Below are 18,797 nucleotides of genomic sequence, written 5' to 3'. Positions count from 1 at the left end.
GGTTTAAAGGGACTTGGCTTTCTCAATCGCTTCATCGATTGAGCCAACCATGTAGAACGCCTGCTCGGGAAGTGCGTCATACTCCCCTTCCAGGATTCCCTTGAACGCCCGGATGGTGTCCTTCAGGGACACATACTTACCAGGTGAACCTGTAAACACTTCCGCCACGAAGAATGGCTGCGACAGGAAACGTTCAATCTTACGAGCTCGGGCTACAGTCTGCTTGTCTCCTTCGGACAATTCATCCATACCCAGAATCGCAATAATATCTTTCAGTTCTTTGTAGCGCTGCAATACTGTCTGTACACCACGGGCCACATCATAGTGTTCCTGACCGATAACCAGTGGATCCAGCTGACGAGAGGTGGAGTCCAGCGGGTCAATCGCAGGGTAAATACCCTTGGAAGCGATATCCCGGCTCAGTACCACGGTCGCATCCAGATGCGAGAAGGTGGTTGCCGGAGATGGGTCAGTCAGGTCGTCCGCCGGTACATATACCGCCTGAATCGAGGTGATGGAGCCAGTCTTGGTTGATGTAATCCGCTCCTGCAGTACGCCCATCTCTTCTGCCAGTGTCGGCTGGTAACCTACCGCCGATGGCATACGCCCCAAGAGAGCTGATACCTCTGTACCGGCCAGAGTATAACGGTAGATGTTATCCACAAAGAACAGCACGTCGCGGCCTTCATCCCGGAATTTTTCTGCCATAGTAAGACCAGTCAGGGCTACACGCAGACGGTTGCCGGGAGGCTCGTTCATCTGACCATACACCAGGGATACCTTATCCAGTACGTTGGAATCGGTCATCTCGTGGTAGAAGTCGTTTCCTTCACGGGTTCGCTCACCCACACCGGCAAACACGGAGAAGCCAGAGTGTTCAATCGCAATATTCCGGATCAGCTCCATCATGTTTACGGTCTTACCAACACCGGCACCACCGAACAGGCCTACCTTACCGCCTTTGGCAAATGGGCAGACCAGGTCAATAACCTTGATCCCGGTTTCCAACAGCTCATTGGTGGCTGCCTGATCAGCATAGCTGGGTGGCTCCCGGTGAATGGGCATGCGCTCTTCTTCACCAATGGGGCCTTTTTCATCAATAGGGTCACCAAGAACATCCATAATGCGTCCCAGTGTACTGGTGCCGACTGGAACCTTGATCGGAGCATTGGTGTTATTGGCTACCAACCCACGGCTGATACCTTCTGTGGAGCCCAGCGCGATGGAACGAACAATTCCGTCACCCAGCTGCTGCTGTACTTCCAGGGTCAGTTCCTTGCCATCTACCTTCAGGGCGTCGTATACCTGAGGGACTTCCTCGCGTGGGAACTCGACGTCGATAACGGCGCCTATGATCTGTATGATACGACCGCTACTCATGATGCATCCTCACCTCTTATCTTGAAATTCTGTCCTATACGGCCGCTGCGCCGCTTACGATTTCGGAAAGTTCCTGGGTAATCGCAGCCTGGCGCGCCTTGTTATACACAAGGTTCAGCTCATCGATCAGGTTGCCGGCGTTATCGGTGGCGCTCTTCATCGCAACCATCCGGGCCGCCTGTTCACAGGCATTATTCTCAACCACCGATTGATAAACCTGGGATTCGATATAGCGCACCAGCAACTGATCCAACAGCAACTTGGAGTCAGGCTCATACAGGTAATCCCAGGGATGCTTAAGAGCCTCATCTTCATCCGGTGGCAGGGGTAGCAGCTGTTCACAAACCGGCGTCTGAGCCATGGTATTTACGAACCGGTTGAAGGTAATCACAAGGTGATCAATTCGTCCCTGCTCATAAGCATCGAGCATCACCTTTACACCGCCGATCATGTCAGCAATGTTTGGGGAATCCCCCATATGATTCATTGCCGCAACAACATTGCCACCGAAGCTGTTAAAGAATGACGCTGCTTTGTTACCAACTACACAAATATCAATCTCAACACCCTTGTCGTGCCACTGCTTCATATTCTCCACAGTGCGCTTGAACAGGTTGGTATTGAGACCACCACAAAGACCACGGTCTGTTGAAACGACGATATAGCCAACCCGCTTCACCGGCCGTTCAATCATGTAATCATGACGGTACTCGGGGTTGGCATTGGCTATATGACCAACAACCTGACGGATACGCTCAGCGTAGGGGCGTGAACGCTCCATACGCTGTTGAGCCTTACGCATTTTTGAAGCGGCAACCATCTCCATGGCGGAGGTGATTTTCTGCGTATTCTTTATCGACGCTATCTGCGTCTTTATCTCTTTTCCGACTGCCATAGCAATCCGCTCCCTTTACCAGGTCTGGGTTGCTTTGAACTTCTCGATGGCTTCCTTAATGTCCGCCTGAATCTCATCACTGTAACTGCCGGACTCATTAATTTTGGCCATCAGGGTTGCATGCTGGCTGTTCACGTAACTCAGCAGGGCATCTTCAAAAGCGCCGATCCTGTTCAGTTCAACATCTTCCAGATAGCCCTTTTCTGCGGCGTAAATGGAAACACCCATTTCTGCAACAGACAGAGGCTTATACTGCTTCTGCTTCATCAGCTCTGTGACACGCTGCCCATGTTCAAGCTGTTTCCGGGTCGCTTCATCCAGGTCTGATGCAAACTGTGCAAAGGCCTGAAGTTCACGGTACTGAGCCAGAGCCAGACGAATACCACCACCCAGCTTCTGGATGATCTTGGTCTGGGCCGAGCCACCTACCCGTGATACAGAAACACCCGCGTTCATTGCCGGACGAATACCAGCGTTAAACAGATCTGTTTCCAGGAAGATCTGGCCATCTGTAATAGATATTACGTTGGTGGGTACGAATGCTGATACGTCACCAGCCTGAGTTTCGATAATAGGCAGGGCTGTCAGTGAACCTGTTTTCCCTTTCACTTCGCCGCCGGTCAGCTTTTCAACATAGTCAGCGTTTACTCGGGCAGCGCGCTCCAGCAGACGGGAATGGAGATAGAAGACATCACCTGGATAAGCTTCACGACCAGGAGGACGGCGAAGCAACAGGGATATCTGACGATATGCCCAGGCCTGCTTGGTCAGGTCATCATAAATAATCAGGGCATCTTCACCACGGTCACGGAAGTACTCTCCCATGGAGCAGCCACCAAATGGTGCCAGGAACTGCATGGCAGCCGGGTCAGCAGCGCCAGCTGCAACCACGATTGTATGATCCATCGCACCGTGCTCTTCCAGCTTACGTACCACGTTAGCGATCGAAGACTGCTTCTGGCCCACGGCAACATAGATACATTTGATGCCGGTGTCTTTCTGGTTGATGATGGCATCAATGGCCAGAGCGGTTTTACCTGTCTGACGGTCTCCGATCACAAGCTCACGCTGGCCACGTCCGATGGGAACCATGGCATCAACAGCCTTGTAACCAGTCTGAACCGGCTGATCAACCGATTGACGGGCAATTACGCCAGGAGCAACCTTTTCAACCGGTGCTGTCTTTTTGCTTTCTATTGGACCTTTGCCGTCTATAGGGTTACCAAGAGCATCGACCACCCGCCCCAGAAGTTCTGAGCCAACGGGCACTTCCAGAATGCGTCCGGTGCACTTGGCTTTCTGTCCTTCCGCCAGGCCTTTGTAATCACCAAGAACAACGGCACCCACAGAGTCCTGTTCCAGGTTAAGAGCCATTCCAAAAACATTGCCGGAGAATTCAATCATCTCGCCATACATAACATCAGCGAGACCATGGATACGTACGATACCGTCAGAAACGCTGACGATTGTGCCCTCATTGCGGGCTTCAGCAGAAATATCAAGGCTGTCTATCCGACTCTTGATAATGTCGCTGATTTCAGAAGGATTCAGTTGCTGCATGCCAAACCTGCCTGCCAATTTTAGGAATTCGTTCTTATACCGCTCATGGCTGTTTATGGCTGCTTACGAGAGCATTGCATCAGCCAGCTTTTCCAGCCTTGTCTTGATACTACTGTCGATCACCAGATCGCCAGCACGAATGACAACGCCTCCAATCAGTTCGGGGTCAAGCGTATTGACCAGCCTGACCTCAGAACTCAGCCTGCTCCTTAACTTCCCGCCCAGTTTTTCTAACTGTTCGCTGGAAAGAGGGAATGCCGAAAGAACTTCTACATCAACACTTTGTTCCTGTTCGGCCTTGAGAGCTTCGAACAGTTCGGCAATCTGTGGCAGGAGGGTCAATCTCTTGTTATCAGCCAGTGTGCGGACAAAATTACGACCACTGTCGCTCAAACTGTCGCCACACACATCAATAAAGGCATTTGCTTTCTGCTCGGCTGTCAGGGAAGGCATCCCAAGCAACACATTGACTTTGTCATTCCGAACCACGGCTGCGCCACTTTTCAACATCTCCAGCCAGCTATCGAGAGCGTTCTGGCCAAGAGCATGTTGAAACGCAGCTTTGGCGTAAGGACGGGCGCAAGTGGTCAGTTCCATAGTCGCCTCCGTCTTAAAGGTCCGCTGCCAACTGTTCTACCAGTTCACTGTTGGCTGCTTCATCAATCTGCTTGCCAAGGATTTTGCCAGCGCCTGCCACAGCAATACTGGCAACCTGGGCACGCAAAGCTTCCCGAGCCTGGTTGGCTTCCTGATCGATTTCAGCGCGGGCTGCCACTATCAGGCGTTCACCTTCTTTGCGGGCTTCGCCCTTCGCTTCCTCGACAATCACAGTGGCACGCTGATTAGCCTGCTCAAGAATCTCTTTAGCCTGTTCACGAGCCAGGTGAAGTTCTTCCACTGCCTTAGCCTGAGCCAGCTCCAGATCTTTGGTAGCGCGATCAGCAGCAGCCAGCCCATCTGCTATTTTTTTCTGACGTTCATTCAGGGCGCCAATAATGGGCGGCCAGATATACTTCATGCAGAACCACACGAAGAATGCGAACGCAATTGTCTGACCAATAATGGTCGCATTGATGTTCACACCATCACCTCTCGCAAATCAGTTAATGTTTTGCTTTCTGATGTTTGGGCTATCAGCATCTTCCGGCACCAGAAGAGCCGGAAGACCAAACAGTCAAAAAACATGATCAGCCATTAACCCAGGCTTATTGCACCTGCGCGATGAATGGATTGGCGAAGGTAAAGAACAGCGCGATACCTACGGCAATCATGGGGATAGCGTCGAGCAGACCGGCGACAATAAACATCTTGGTCTGCAACATGGGAGCAGTTTCAGGTTGGCGTGCAACACCTTCCAGGAATTTCCCACCCAGCATACCAAAGCCGATTGCAGTGGCCAGCGCAGCAAGACCCAGCATGATTGCAACACTGATGACGGTTAGACCAACTACCAGTTCCATATTTCCTCCAGACTCCAATCGTCAGATGGTTTGTTTGTTTTCAAGTAACTAGAGTTAAGCGCCGCTTATGACGGCTGTTTCCCACCAAAATGCTTCGCATTTTCGCTCAGGGCTGTTTAGTGATCTTCATGAGCCATGCTCAGATAAACAATGGTCAGGGTCATGAAGATGTATGCCTGCAAGGTAATAACCAGAACATGCAGCAGGGCCCAGCCAAAGTGCAGGGGCAGCTGCAGATATCCGATCATGGCAATAAGGATAAAAATCAGTTCACCGGCATAAAGGTTTCCGAACAGTCGCAGGCCGAGAGAGATTGGCTTGGCGATAAGGGAAACCGTCTCCAGAAGCAGGTTCACCGGGATAAGAATGGTCTTGATTACCAGGTTGTCACTGGTAAATGGATGCAGAGCCAGATCAGAGAACAGACCGCCAAATCCTTTGACTTTGACCCAGTAAAACAGCATCAGCAGGAAGACACTGATAGACATGGCCATCGTGATATTAGGGTCGGTGGTTGGCACGATCTTCATATAGGGAACCCCGGCCAGAGTGGCCAGTCCGGGAATCCAGTCAACCGGAATCAGATCCATCAGGTTCATAAAGAAGACCCAGCAGAAAATCGTCAATGCCAGAGGAGCGATAACCGGATTCCGGCCATGAAAACTCTCTTTCACGCTGGTATCAACAAACTCGACAATGGTTTCAATCACATTCTGCAAACCACCGGGTACACCACTGGTAATTTTTTTTGCGACTGAACGGAAAATTAAAAGAAAAATCAGGCCGAGAAAGACAGACCAGAGCATGCTGTCGACATGAATAGCCCAGAAGCCCATATCAGAAGCTTCCTGAGCGCTGTGAGCTATTGTCCAGGTTGCATCATTCAGTACCGAGCCATCGCTGCGCTCGTAACCTGCTGGCAACTGACCATAAGTCAGATTCTGCAGGTGATGCTGGATATAACCGGAGGCTGTATTTGCTGCCATAAATCGTTTCCCGTCAACTTATCCGGATTTTCAGCAGCACCGGCGTAAACCAGTTGACCGCCTGCACCAAAACAAAAACGCCCAGCAACACCGCATAATCCAGCGGTTTTACCAGAGCAAAGACCAGAGCAAAGCCACAAGCAGTAAGAAGAAACTTCCCCGCTTCACCCTTGTAAAAGTCCATTACAATTATTTTTGCCGCTCGTGCGCCGGAACGTGAAAACGTCCTGGCCACAAAGTAGGTATTCGGTATCAAACAGATAAGCCCCCCAAGAAGGGCTGACAGACCTGCAGTTGTGTTATTTAAAAAAAATACTGCAGATAGCAGCACAGTCATCACTGACTGCACAATAATTACTCGATGTATCGCTGGTTTTTGCAGGTGAGGATATTGCATCAAGCCCGCCTCATACCTCTGTCTGTCCTGCACAAAATTACTGACAATTCTGTTAGTCAAATCTGCGCAACTGCTCTTATTTTTTTCGTATGCTTTTATGCCGTTATTCTTATAGCCTTTTTTGTGTGAGGCTGTCAGGCGTGGCAAGTATATGGGTATTATTACCTACGTTCAACCATCTTTGCATAATACGGAAAGCCGAATAAAAACAGGTAGTTTATTTAATCTGTTACCAGTAATGCCTAAATAGTTAGGGAATTGATCAACCTTTAACCTCATAATTCCAGCCTTCAGTAAATCGGACTAGTTTTTGTGCAGAAATTTCAGGTGGGGTTATGGAAAGAACTTCAGATTCAGTCAGCCAGACAGATCAACAGAAGAGCTATCAATCACAGCCAGAACTAACAGTTCCGCATAGCCCACCACATGTTTTCGGTTCAACTGTGTCAATAAATCAGGGAGCCTCCTTACTTACAACAGACAGTACCACCGGGACTACTGGCGATACATCACTATCACGAAAAAGACCTCTGAGAACGAGTGTCAAAACAAGTGAGCACAAAAGACCCAAAGAATGTATACAGATAGACCCATCAGATGCTTCGTGTTCAATCTCGAATATCGTCTTACCCGCACCAGGGATTAATTTTGACTTTCTGTTTAATGACCAATTAGAGCTAAACCAACAGAGACTTGATTTCATAACGTCAGCGCTGGACAGAAAAGAGGAATGCAAATTGGTATGCAATGGATCAACTCTTTACTCAGAATGTCCCATAGAGGATATTTTGAACCTTAAGAAGGGGGTAGAGCTGACAGATTCATTACTATTACTTTCCATGTCTTTATGTGAAAAACGGCAGGAATACTATTCTCTACAGCCAAAAAATATTTATCTATCGCCCTTTCTTTACACAGGACATATTGAAATAGAACCTCAAAGGAGTAAGAAAAAACCCATTCAGCTTGAAGGTGTTGGTAAAATTTTTTTACCAGTAAACGTTGATAATTGTCACTGGATCCTTCTGGTGGCAGATATCACAAAAGAAAAAATCTACTATCTGGATAGTCTTCTATCAAAGCCTGCCCCTTCACAAGGCCCGCTTACAAGCGATCTGGAAAAAATACTTTTAAGAGATTTGGACCACGCACTAGGAAACGAACAACAAGATACGCCAACAGGCATTCTTCAAGCCCGTTTGTTTCATAAATGGTTAGAAACGAAAAACAACACCACCGGCTGCTCGAAAGATTTCAGCAGATTCACTATTGAAAACCTAGAGACACCCCCGCAAAACGCAGGAACAAACGATTGTGGTGTCGCTGTAATTTGGGCAATTGATCGCTTATCACTGCACGGGGGAACAAATCTGAAAATAACAAGCGATTATCCATATCACAGGACAAGAACCAATATTTTCAATAGCCTGATTTATTTTTGCGATCTGGAAATAACACTAAAAGCCCTAGAACCACCCCCTGCAGAGGTAATAGACCTTACAGAAACAACCCCGGAAAAACCAATTGTCATTAGCGATTAAAAAAAGCGGATAGCGTGGGACCATCCGCTTTCCATAAAATACTTCAGGCATTACTGGATATGAGCCAAAACCCCATCCAGTTCATCAAGAGTGTTATAGCTGATCACCAGTTTCCCTTTCCCTTTAGCTGTATGCCGGATGGAAACCTTGGCACCAACTTTTTTGGAAAGATCTTCTTCCAGGTTCTGGATATTGGGATCAACCCTCTTCTGCTCTTCCGGAGCAATATCTTCCTGCTGGATTCTGCGAACAAGAGCTTCTGTCTGCCGAACAGATAAACATTTGGCAACAACAGTACGGGCAGCCTCAAGCTGTTTGGCACCATCCAGACCGAGAATGGCTTTGGCATGACCAGCTTCGATATCACCATACTCCAGCATCTTGCGAACATCTTCCCGCAAGGTCAGAAGTCTCAGAAGGTTTGTGACTGTCACCCGGGACTTACCCACAGCCTCGGCAACTTCCTGCTGGGTCAGATCGAACTCTTCTTTGAGACGCGCGAGAGCCATTGCTTCTTCAATGGCATTGAGATCTTCACGCTGGATATTTTCAATCAACGCCATGGCAATGGCGGACTCGTCAGATACTTCCCGAATCACCGCCGGGATCTTGTCCAGACCCGCCAGCTGAGTAGCACGCCAACGTCGTTCACCGGCAATAATTTCGTACTTCTCTTCGCCATTTCCGCCAACAGGACGAATTACGATGGGCTGCATCACACCCTGTTTGCGAATTGAGCTTGCCAGCTCTTCCAGTGCTTCCGGGCTCATATCGCGACGTGGTTGATAACGTCCACGCTGAATATGTTCCACAGGAACTTCACGCAGCATACGATCACGTACTGTTTGAAGTTCAATTGTGGTCGGCTGTTGCAGCTGTTCGATTTCTTCAGCAACCCGGGCACTTTGCAGTAGTGTTCCCAGGCCCTTGCCTAATGCTTTTTTTCTGGCCACGCGCCGTTTCACCTCATGGCAGTTTCAGGTTCCGGAGTCTTCCGGACCTTGCCGGCTTCCTGCCGGCGAATCAGTTCCCCGGCCAGAGCAAGATACGCCACAGCTCCCCGGGAATGCTTGTCATATTTCATTACCGGCAGTCCGTGACTGGGGGCTTCGGCCAGACGAACATTACGCGGTATTACTGTACGGTACACTTTATTGCCAAAGTGACCAATCAACTGACGGGATACTTCAACGGTCAGACTGTTACGGGGGTCATACATGGTTCGCAGCAGCCCCTCGATCTGTAACCCGGGGTTTTTGGTTGCCGCGATTCCGGAGACAGTTTCCATCAGTGCCGCCAGGCCTTCCAAAGCATAATACTCACACTGCATGGGAATAATCACACCATCGGCTGCCACCAGTGCGTTGACCGTCAGCATATTAAGCGACGGCGGACAATCAACCAGAATGAAGTCATATTCATCCCGGATTGATGCCAGGGCCTGGCGAAGACTGGACTCACTGTCCACCTGCTCCAGCAGCTCAACTTCCGCAGCTGTCAGGTCGCCATTGGATGGCAGAACAGCAATTCCCGCCTCTTCAGCGGCCACAATAACATCCTGGGCCGGCGTTCTGTGCACAAGCACGTCGTAGACCGACAACTCCAGATCGTGTTTATCGACCCCACAGCCCATTGTGGCGTTACCCTGAGGATCAAGGTCTATCAGCAGTACCTTGCGTCGGGTTGCAGCGAGAGAGGCTGCCAGGTTGACACATGAGGTCGTTTTACCAACACCACCCTTTTGATTGGTAATCGCAAGGATTTTTCCCATCAGCGCGGCTCCCCTAAACTGCCTGCGTCCTATCCATTCGTTCCAGTATGACAAGATGCCGCTGTCCTTCACAACCGGCAACCGTCAGTGAATATGATTCTTTTGCAGAAATATCGGGTCTGAAACTCTTTAATTCTTTCAGTTCCACATCGGGATGGATGCCTTTCATGGCCAGCCAGAGACCATCACTTTTCAAAAAGTGATCCGTTCCCTTGATCATATCGCTGAAAGAACTGAACGCCCTGGACATCACCAGATCATAAGGTTGTTCCGGCTGCCACTTTTCCACACGTTCATTCAGAACTGTGACATTGGTGATATCCAGTTCGGCACAGACCTGCTGTTGAAAACGTGTTTTCTTACCCACGCAGTCCAGAGTGGATACATCCCTGTCCGGCAGCATGATCGCCAAAGGAATACCCGGCAGGCCAGGACCTGAGCCCACATCAATAAAGCGGCTGCCAGGATTGGTCAGACGTTCTACGTGAGAAAGAATGCTCAGACTATCGAGAATATGGCGGGAAACCATCTCTTTTGGATCACGAACAGCGGTCAGGTTATACACCTTGTTCCACTTGGCCAGCAGTTCAACATAACGATGCAGCCGGGCCAGTTGCTCGGGGGAAAGGTTAATCCCCATTTGTTCTGCACCCAACTGCAGCATTACTTCCAGATTTTTCACAGATGCCACGCCTTGACTGTAAAGCTTCGAAACCGTGCAGTCTACTATGAAAATGCCGCGTCTCCCTATCAGGAAACGCGGCATTTTTTATACATATCAGTCTGTGGATATCAGGCGGTTTCAATCTTTCCTGTCATTGAACGCTTTTTCAGGTGAATCAGCAGCAGGGAAATGGCAGCCGGAGTGACTCCCTGGATTCGAGCCGCCTGCCCCAGAGTAGCCGGGCGAACATCCTTCAGTTTCTGGCGGATCTCATTGGAAAGACCGGAGATATCGTCGTAGTCCATGGCTTCCGGAAGCCTGGTCTCTTCATTCCGACGCAGCTTTTCAATCTCTTCCGTCTGACGATCAATGTAACCCTGATACTTGCTCTGGATTTCAACCTGTTCGGCAACCTGACGGTTATCCACAGGCTGACCTTTCAAACCGGCAATATCCTGATAGTTCAGCTCGGGACGCTTAAGCAGTTCCATCAGGCTGTACTCGCGGGACACCGGATTTTCCAGCTTGTGATTGATCTGCTCAGCCTCAGAAGTTTTGGGATGAACGTAACTTGTTTTCAAACGTTCAACTTCCAGGGCAATACCTTCACGCTTTTCACAGAATACAGCCCAGCGCTCGTCATCAACCATGCCAAGTTGACGCCCTTTCTCAGTCAGACGCAGATCTGCATTATCTTCCCGCAGAATCAGACGGTATTCTGCCCGGCTGGTAAACATGCGGTAGGGTTCGGAGGTGCCATTGGTAATCAGGTCATCCACCATCACTCCAATGTAAGCCTCATCCCGGCGAGGGCACCAGGGTTCTTCACCACGTGAACGCAAGGCAGCGTTCAGACCAGCCAATAAGCCCTGGGCACCCGCTTCTTCATAACCGGTCGTGCCGTTGATCTGACCCGCAAAGTACAGACCATCAATAACCTTGGTCTCGAGTGAAGGTTTCAGATCCCGTGGATCAAAGAAGTCATATTCAATGGCATAGCCCGGACGAACAATATGAGCATTTTCCATACCACGGATTGAACGCACCAGATCAAGCTGAATATCAAAAGGCAGACTTGTGGATATCCCGTTGGGATATAGCTCGTGAGTGGTCAGCCCTTCCGGTTCGATAAAGACCTGATGGGAGTTCTTGTCAGCAAAGCGCTGGATTTTGTCCTCAATGGATGGACAGTAACGCGGTCCTACACCTTCAATCACCCCGGTATACATGGGAGAGCGATCAAGGCCACCATGAATAATATCGTGAGTGCGCTCATTGGTATGGGTAATAAAACAGCTGATCTGTCGAGGGTGATCTTCCGGTTTACCGATGAAGGACATATTCGGAGTTGGGAAATCACCGGGCTGTTCCTGCATAACAGAGAAATCCACAGACCGGGCATCAATACGGGGAGGAGTACCAGTCTTAAGACGTTCTACCCGCAAAGGCAGTTCCCGTAACCTTTTAGCCAGACTAATGGAAGCAGGATCTCCAGCCCGCCCGCCACCATAGTTCTGCATGCCTATGTGGATACATCCGCCCAGGAAGGTTCCAGCTGTCAGTACCACCTGCTCAGCTTCAAAGCGAAGACCCATTTGGGTAACCACACCTTTGACAGCATCCCCATTCATGATGAGGTCATCAACAGCCTGCTGGAATAGCCATAAATTACTCTGGTTCTCCAAAATTTCACGAACGGCAGCTTTATAGAGAATCCGGTCAGCCTGTGCCCGTGTCGCCCGGACAGCAGGGCCTTTTCGTGAATTCAGAACCCTGAACTGGATACCACCGAGATCGGTTGCTCTGCCCATAGCTCCACCAAGAGCATCAATCTCTTTTACCAGATGGCTTTTGCCAATCCCGCCAATAGCAGGGTTACATGACATCTGACCCAGAGTTTCGATGTTATGAGTGACCAGCAGGGTTTTGGCGCCCATTCGTGCTGATGCCAGTGCGGCTTCTGTACCTGCATGACCACCACCGACAACGATCACATCAAAGCGTGCTGGAAAATCCACGTGATTCTTTCCTCCGGACTACGGATGTTGCTCCTGACTTGATTCTTTATCTCTATATAAGCTGATAAGCAATGAGAGGCTGATAGAGAGCCGCGAGAGTATAAAGGTTGCAGAATAAATTAAAACAGTCCTCTCCTGTGGAAAAACACCTACACCACTGATTAACCTTTTTAACTTACTTATTAACTCTTCTTTTTCTTATAGATAAGAAAATATGAATATATATATTTATTCTTATCTTATTATTATTTTTGTTTGTTATATAGGAAGGCCTTTTTTGTGGAAATGTTAAATTATCTCTTTGATATCAAGGGATTGCGAGAATGATAACCTTGTATATTTACCGTTATCAGCCTTGGATTTTCCTTGGATTATGCTGTGTTTAAAATGGCTCTTTATACACATGGATTATTGCGCACAATTTTATCCCTGCCATTTCCAGAGGGTTATCTTCAGCTTTGTAAACAGGGACTTTTTCACATTTTATCCACATCGCAATATCCAGAATCTGTTAACACTTATCTGTGAGTAGTTTTTCTAATCCCTTGTGATTGCTTGCTTCAGCACTTGTTTCCACAGAGTCATTATCCTGTGAGTGATCAGTGGGAAAGGATAAGTGGGAGGTTTTCCTGTGAATTACTTGCGCATAAAAAAGAGAAAGTTTCTTTGCAGAATCTTTCTCTTACAGAGTGTTTGGAAGTAGGAAGTACTTACTTGTGCATTACTTTCCTATACAGAAACTGGAGAAAATGCGTCCAAGAAGATCGTCGCTGGAAAACTCTCCGGTGATTTCTCCGAGAGCCTGTTGAGCCATGCGCAGATCTTCTGCAAGTAACTCCCCTGCTCCCATTCCCTGAAGCTGGGCTTTACCCTGTTCCAGGCTTTCCCTGGCTTTTTCCAAAGCATCGATATGTCGGCGGCGGGCGCTGAAGCCTCCCTCACCTGTTCCGGTGAAACCCATGCAGGCTTTCAGGTGCTCGCGAAGGCTATCAACCCCTTTGCCTGAACTGGCGCAGAGGCGGATAACCGGAAATTCGCCTTCAGTGAAACCGGCGGCTTCTCCTGACAGATCTATTTTGTTGCGAATAACAGTTATCTTTTCCCCGGAAGGTAATCTGTCCACAAACTCTGGCCAGATATCATGGGGCTCAGTGGTTTCTGTGGTTGTACTGTCGACCATCAACAGAACCAGGTCTGCCTGTGCTATCTCATCAAAAGCCCGTTTTACACCAATCTGCTCGACAATATCATCACTATCCCGCAAACCGGCAGTATCAATGATATGAAGAGGCATGCCGTCAATGTGGATATGTTCACGGAGAACATCTCTTGTTGTTCCCGCGATATCTGTAACAATGGCCGACTCCCTACCAGAAAGAGCATTCAACAGGCTGGATTTCCCGGCATTTGGGCGTCCTGCGATCACGACAGTCATACCATCGCGCAACAGTGTTCCTTGTCTGGCTTCGGTGAATACTGTGGATAAGTTGGTAATAACTTGTTCCAGATCTTTGGAAACTTTGCCATCAGACAGGAAGTCGATCTCTTCCTCTGGAAAATCGATAGCTGCTTCCACGTAGATGCGTAGGCGAATCAGCTCTTCTGTCAGTTCGTGAACTCTTTTCGAGAAAGCACCCTGCAGGGAACGGACTGCACTGCGGGCTGCTTCTTCCGAGGCACTGTCTATCAGATCTGCAATTGCCTCGGCCTGGGCTAGATCCAGCTTGTCATTCAGGAAGGCCCGTTCGGAAAATTCTCCTGGCCGTGCCAGTCGAATCCCCTGGTTGGTAATCTCTTTTATCAACAGATCGATAATAACCGGGCCACCATGTCCCTGAAGCTCCAGCACATCTTCGCCGGTAAAAGAGTTAGGACCAGGGAAATAAAGGGCTAGACCTTCATCAATAGTGTTCCCTTCACTATCCAGAAAAGGGAGATAATGGGCGTGGCGTGGCGTCAACTTCTGCCTTGTGATGATATCAGCAATATCTCGTGCTCTTGAGCCTGAGACTCTTACAATGCCAACGCTGCCCCGGCCGGGGGCCGTCGCCTGAGCGACGATGGTGTCCTGATGGGTCATGACCTGTCTGAAAGGATTATTTGAAAGGACGGTAGTCTAATGAAGCAGAGGGTATTGGGCAAAGTCGTGGTTTTGCCCAATACCAACAAGATGGGAGTGAGAATCAGTTCTTGACGTATACCAGTTGCGGGCTATTGACGCCGAGAGCCGTGTCGTCACACTTCAGGCCTGAGAAGCCCACGCAGTTTCTGGTAATACCCATGCTTGGACTTAGAAACAGAGCTGTATTCATGTTGAGAACTCTCTCTGAGGTTTGCAAATCTGTTCCGAAGTTCATAATTTCAGGTATGGATGGATCTTTCTTCCCTTCTTCTATTGCAGCCTTGAGTCTGTAATGAGCTTCGGCACTTTCGACAGTGTTTGCCGTGCAGGCATTCCCTGTTCTGTCTTTACCGCTCTTACAGCCAGTGACATAGTTGCGATTGGTTAAACGACAGAGTTCCTGTTGAAGCCACCCCAGATAATTTGGTCTGGCTCCACCCTTGTGGTAGAGCTTGTTGTGGATAACCCGAGCCATTTCGGTAGAGATGGCAATGATTTGCTCTCTTTCAAGAGGAGATATATCTTTTTGGTGATCATTGAGATACTGCCCTACTGATCCGCCCAGATGTTCGGTATCTCTACCTTTTTTGGGTTTCCTGCCAAAGTCACCAAACATTTTTATTGCTGCTTTTTTGTTGTACTTGTTTGCTAGCTTAAAGGTTCCCAAAAGGTGTTTCTGTGTTTTTGAGAATGCCAACTGATTCAGGGGCATGATCAAAGCAACAGAATCTGGTTTAACCCACACTGTGTGAAGTTCTCCACTCTGGCTATCGCGTATTTCAAGTTCAATGGGCTTGTCTTCCATTTCCAGCAGTGTTTCGATGGCTTCTTCGGCCATCATATGCTCATTTTCATGGAGACCTGTGATTTTTCTAAACATATCCGGACTGAGTAGACATGTATAAGACATTGGTAGAGGCACTGCGTGTTCGGGACCTTTATCTACAGCATCTTTAAATCCGGGAATATCTGCATGAGTTTCACAAATTTGAGCAACAAACACTTCTTTCCAGACTGTTTCTATATCTTCTCGCTTGATGGGGTCATCCCAGAAGCGAGTTGGAATTCCGAGGCGAAAGACTCTTTCAATCACATTTCCGGCTTCATCCACTGTTTTCTGAATATAAAAGTTACGGGCATGATCCGGATCATATTTGGTTGCTGAGTTTCTGATTGTCCCGCCGTATGGAGTTTTATGTGGCTCTATCTCGCCATCTTCTCCCTCGAGGGTAAATCTTGCTTCATGGGCTGGTTTCGCTGTTGTATGAATTTTATGGAATGCTCCATCAACCTGCAGAGGAATGTCTTCCTCTAGAGACTCAGTATATGTATCATTTAACATCTCTGTTTTACTAAGCTCGTATTCTTCCTTTAGGTCTACAGACTCCATAGCCTCAGCAATAGCTTTTTCATATTTCTTAAGTTGCTTTACTGCATCGATAACAATACCGTCGTCGTTTGGAGTTAGTTTGCATTTATCACGTGCAGATTGAACTTTTTGATGAGCTTTATTCAGCTCTTTCAATAAAGTTTCCTTTATAGCGATTTTTGCTTTTTTCTTGGACCAGGAAAAAGAAAGGAATCTTTGCTTTTTCAGTGATTGATTCAGTGATTCAAGATCTTCTGAGGTTTGTGAAATTTTTTCTTCTAATAGCTCTAGGGCAACTTTGTCAAATAAATCTACGGAGGGAGCGATATTTTTAAGTTGTCTGAAGTCTCCTTTCCTGGAGAGCTCTAATGCCTGAAGCTTGTTGGTTAGTTTGGTTTCCATTTGCTGAAGGTCTTCGAAGACGCTGGTTTTTATATTGTAATGATCGTCGGAATTTCCAGGCCCTCCCCAATAAGCAGATGTTCCACTACCTAAATCAGTGAATGCTTTTAGTTTAGATTTTACTTCAGATAGGATTGTTTCTGTTTCTGCAATTTGTTGAGTGATGTTAATGTCATCTCCACTCGTATGAGGGTTGTACTCACAACAAGCAATGGCTGGGGGAGTTATTTGGGCGAGAGTTTCCAGTGCTGCTATATCACCGGAGGTAACAGGTGCTTGTTCATGTGGCTGTCTATTTTGTAGGTCGAGGATATCCTCGGGCTTGATAGGCCCTGTTGGGCGCCTGCCCGCCATTAGCGTGACCGTATTTTGCATCATCATTTCTGCAGATGATTTATAGTTTTGAACTTGCTGAGTAACTATTTGTTTGAGATCAGCCTTTGATACATTACCTGAAGATAACTCGTGGAGAACCTTATGTTTTACTGATTCCCATTCTGTTTTTGGAACATTGTTTTCTTTCAGTATTTTATCAACAGAAGATGAGTATTTGGCAATAAGAGCCTCTTTATTACCTGATGACTTAACAAAAATTTTTACTTCATTATCACTTGAGTCATCTATTTCCTGGTCTGAGTTAGAGCTAACTTCAGTACCAGAATCAATGCCACTATCGCCTCCTTCTTCATTAACAATAACAAACTGAACTTTGATACTCTCATGTGAATCTGTATGAATATTTTCATCACTGCTTATTCCACTATCGGATACTGAATCCACAACAATTGATTTATCGGCACTTATAAGACCTTGTTCGGCTAAGGTTCTGCGCATTGCTGGTCCAAGGGATTGCATTACGATTTGGTCTATCTCACGTTGCATTTCTTCCTTGGTGACATCATCAACTTGTTCTTTTATTTCATCTAGCTCTCTGCGCAGTTCTTGGTGAACTCTCTTTTTTACTGGGCGCTTAATGCCGCTAAGAGATTGGAGAAGATCATTATTACCACTAGTATTTTCTCTGTCTTCATCATCTGATGATATTGGGACACTATGTGATCTCATGAAATGTTGTGGCTTGTTTCTTTTCTTATGCTCTTGTTTTGCAGGAAAATCATCAGCCTCATCTATAGAGTCATATGAAAACTTTCTTATAGATTTTGGCGGTTCTTGATAATCTCTTAGAGATGCTTGGGGATAGGCTTCCAGGTCACTTTCTGCGTTATCATCAGTGGTTGCCCGATAGTCATCTGAATAATCCTCTGAGAAGCCCTCTCTTTCAGAAAGACTGGACAAAGTACTTCTTGGAGTTGACAGGGAATCATTGCGAAAGCGAGGTTCATTATCTAATTGCAGTGGTGAGAGAGTTGGTGACAATGGTGGAGAAAAGACATCGCTATCGCCTTCATCACTGGAAAACTCGTTATCCTCTGGGTCATAGTCTTGACTGCCGGTAGAGCTTTTTCTGTTCTCAAATATTGATAAGGAAGAGCTTTCTGAACTTGTTGAAGACAAGCGTTTTCGTGGAAATCCTGTAGGTGCTGCATCGCTGTAAGGCTCGATAGAAGGTGTTTTATTGAAGTCAGGAATACCTTCTGTAACATCACTTGCAAATGCTGGGGGTACAGATGCTGTTAAACCCTTTGAGCTTGTAGGAACAAACAAACTGTTATCTTTGTCTTCAGATGAGAAATTCTCTTCGAAGGTTATATGATCTCTGACATCTTCATTTTCGGGTAACGGGCTTGATGAAGCGGCCAGTCCACCTTGAACAGGCATAAATAGGACATCCTCAGATTTCCCGCGCTGATGTGAAGATTGGGGTGGATCACTTAGATCAATAAGGTCTTGCTGCTGGGTTTGCGGCCTTTCGAAAGGAGGAGGTGAAGGTTTCGTATGTCTTCTTGGGGATGTTTGAGGTGTTTGAGTTATGGTTTCCGTGGGAGTTTTATGTGTGGTTCTTCTTCTTCTCAGAGTCCTCCTGACCCGCATGTGAGTCTGATTATCTGGTTTGGGAATATTACGTTGTCCCGATGATGAAGAAACAAGTCTGCCCCAAAGGGTTTTGATTGGTTTGATTATGTAATCTGAAGCAAAATCTCTCAGGCTTCCAAATACTTTTTTGACTGGAATCAAAATCTTCATCCCCTCTCCCTGGATTCAGCAACTCCCTAGTAGCCTTTATGGTAGGCATATCTCCTCGCTATCTTGAGTATTTGCCGGAAGGGTGGC

15 protein-coding genes are annotated in these 18,797 nt (G+C 47.6%); 1 reads left to right on the top strand and 14 read right to left on the bottom strand.

The window, feature by feature from the left end; genetic code table 11:
• Window positions 1-3 precede the first annotated feature (3 nt).
• The 8 genes from atpD to M3P05_RS01205 all read right to left on the bottom strand — a co-directional run bounded on the left by atpD (window position 4) and on the right by M3P05_RS01205 (window position 6,825).
• A complete protein-coding gene (gene atpD / locus M3P05_RS01240; protein ID WP_249697409.1) occupies window positions 4-1,380 on the bottom strand; it encodes a F0F1 ATP synthase subunit beta in 1,377 nt (458 codons plus the stop codon).
• 34 nt (window positions 1,381-1,414) lie between these two features.
• A complete protein-coding gene (gene atpG / locus M3P05_RS01235; RefSeq protein WP_249697408.1) occupies window positions 1,415-2,275 on the bottom strand; it encodes a F0F1 ATP synthase subunit gamma in 861 nt (286 codons plus the stop codon).
• Window positions 2,276-2,290: 15 nt separating this feature from the next.
• Window positions 2,291-3,835 carry a F0F1 ATP synthase subunit alpha gene (atpA, locus tag M3P05_RS01230; protein WP_249697407.1) on the bottom strand — a complete coding sequence of 515 codons (1,545 nt, stop codon included), beginning with the start codon at window positions 3,833-3,835 and terminating at the stop codon, window positions 2,291-2,293.
• Between the two features lie 63 nt (window positions 3,836-3,898).
• The gene (locus M3P05_RS01225) at window positions 3,899-4,432 is read right to left on the bottom strand and encodes a F0F1 ATP synthase subunit delta (protein WP_249697406.1); all 534 of its coding nucleotides are present in this window, start codon (window positions 4,430-4,432) and stop codon (window positions 3,899-3,901) included.
• Window positions 4,433-4,445: 13 nt separating this feature from the next.
• On the bottom strand, window positions 4,446-4,916 hold the full coding sequence (locus M3P05_RS01220) for a F0F1 ATP synthase subunit B (RefSeq protein ID WP_249697405.1): 471 nt from the start codon (window positions 4,914-4,916) through the stop codon (window positions 4,446-4,448).
• Between the two features lie 124 nt (window positions 4,917-5,040).
• Complete coding sequence (gene atpE / locus M3P05_RS01215) at window positions 5,041-5,295, bottom strand: F0F1 ATP synthase subunit C (protein WP_249697404.1); 255 nt, start codon at window positions 5,293-5,295, stop codon at window positions 5,041-5,043.
• Window positions 5,296-5,411: 116 nt separating this feature from the next.
• On the bottom strand, window positions 5,412-6,281 hold the full coding sequence (gene atpB / locus M3P05_RS01210) for a F0F1 ATP synthase subunit A (protein ID WP_249697403.1): 870 nt from the start codon (window positions 6,279-6,281) through the stop codon (window positions 5,412-5,414).
• 13 nt (window positions 6,282-6,294) lie between these two features.
• A complete protein-coding gene (locus M3P05_RS01205) occupies window positions 6,295-6,825 on the bottom strand; it encodes a F0F1 ATP synthase subunit I (protein WP_249697402.1) in 531 nt (176 codons plus the stop codon).
• A gap of 188 nt (window positions 6,826-7,013) precedes the next feature.
• On the opposite strand from M3P05_RS01205, the gene M3P05_RS01200 reads away from it, so the two are divergent.
• Window positions 7,014-8,219: a Ulp1 family isopeptidase gene (locus M3P05_RS01200; RefSeq protein WP_249697401.1), complete on the top strand. Its 1,206-nt coding sequence runs from the start codon at window positions 7,014-7,016 to the stop codon at window positions 8,217-8,219.
• Between the two features lie 50 nt (window positions 8,220-8,269).
• Here M3P05_RS01200 and M3P05_RS01195 read toward each other — a convergent pair whose 3' ends face one another.
• The 6 genes from M3P05_RS01195 to M3P05_RS01170 form a co-directional block, all read right to left on the bottom strand.
• A complete protein-coding gene (locus tag M3P05_RS01195) occupies window positions 8,270-9,172 on the bottom strand; it encodes a ParB/RepB/Spo0J family partition protein (RefSeq protein ID WP_249697400.1) in 903 nt (300 codons plus the stop codon).
• Window positions 9,173-9,180: 8 nt separating this feature from the next.
• The gene (locus M3P05_RS01190; RefSeq protein ID WP_249697399.1) at window positions 9,181-9,990 is read right to left on the bottom strand and encodes a ParA family protein; all 810 of its coding nucleotides are present in this window, start codon (window positions 9,988-9,990) and stop codon (window positions 9,181-9,183) included.
• Window positions 9,991-10,003: 13 nt separating this feature from the next.
• Window positions 10,004-10,672, bottom strand: coding sequence for a 16S rRNA (guanine(527)-N(7))-methyltransferase RsmG (gene rsmG, locus M3P05_RS01185; RefSeq protein WP_249697398.1), 669 nt, complete (start codon window positions 10,670-10,672; stop codon window positions 10,004-10,006).
• 110 nt (window positions 10,673-10,782) lie between these two features.
• Window positions 10,783-12,672, bottom strand: a complete 1,890-nt coding sequence (gene mnmG / locus M3P05_RS01180) for a tRNA uridine-5-carboxymethylaminomethyl(34) synthesis enzyme MnmG (protein ID WP_249697397.1) — start codon at window positions 12,670-12,672, stop codon at window positions 10,783-10,785.
• 721 nt (window positions 12,673-13,393) lie between these two features.
• Window positions 13,394-14,752: a tRNA uridine-5-carboxymethylaminomethyl(34) synthesis GTPase MnmE gene (gene mnmE / locus M3P05_RS01175; RefSeq protein ID WP_249697396.1), complete on the bottom strand. Its 1,359-nt coding sequence runs from the start codon at window positions 14,750-14,752 to the stop codon at window positions 13,394-13,396.
• 103 nt (window positions 14,753-14,855) lie between these two features.
• Window positions 14,856-18,710 carry an inositol phosphate phosphatase SopB gene (locus M3P05_RS01170; protein ID WP_249697395.1) on the bottom strand — a complete coding sequence of 1,285 codons (3,855 nt, stop codon included), beginning with the start codon at window positions 18,708-18,710 and terminating at the stop codon, window positions 14,856-14,858.
• Window positions 18,711-18,797: the final 87 nt, after the last annotated feature.

Source organism: Parendozoicomonas callyspongiae (genome assembly GCF_023502345.1).
Classification (GTDB): Bacteria; Pseudomonadota; Gammaproteobacteria; order Pseudomonadales; family Endozoicomonadaceae; genus Sansalvadorimonas; species Sansalvadorimonas callyspongiae.
Note: the sequence above shows the minus strand (reverse complement) of the source record. Positions and strands in the feature narration are given on the sequence as shown.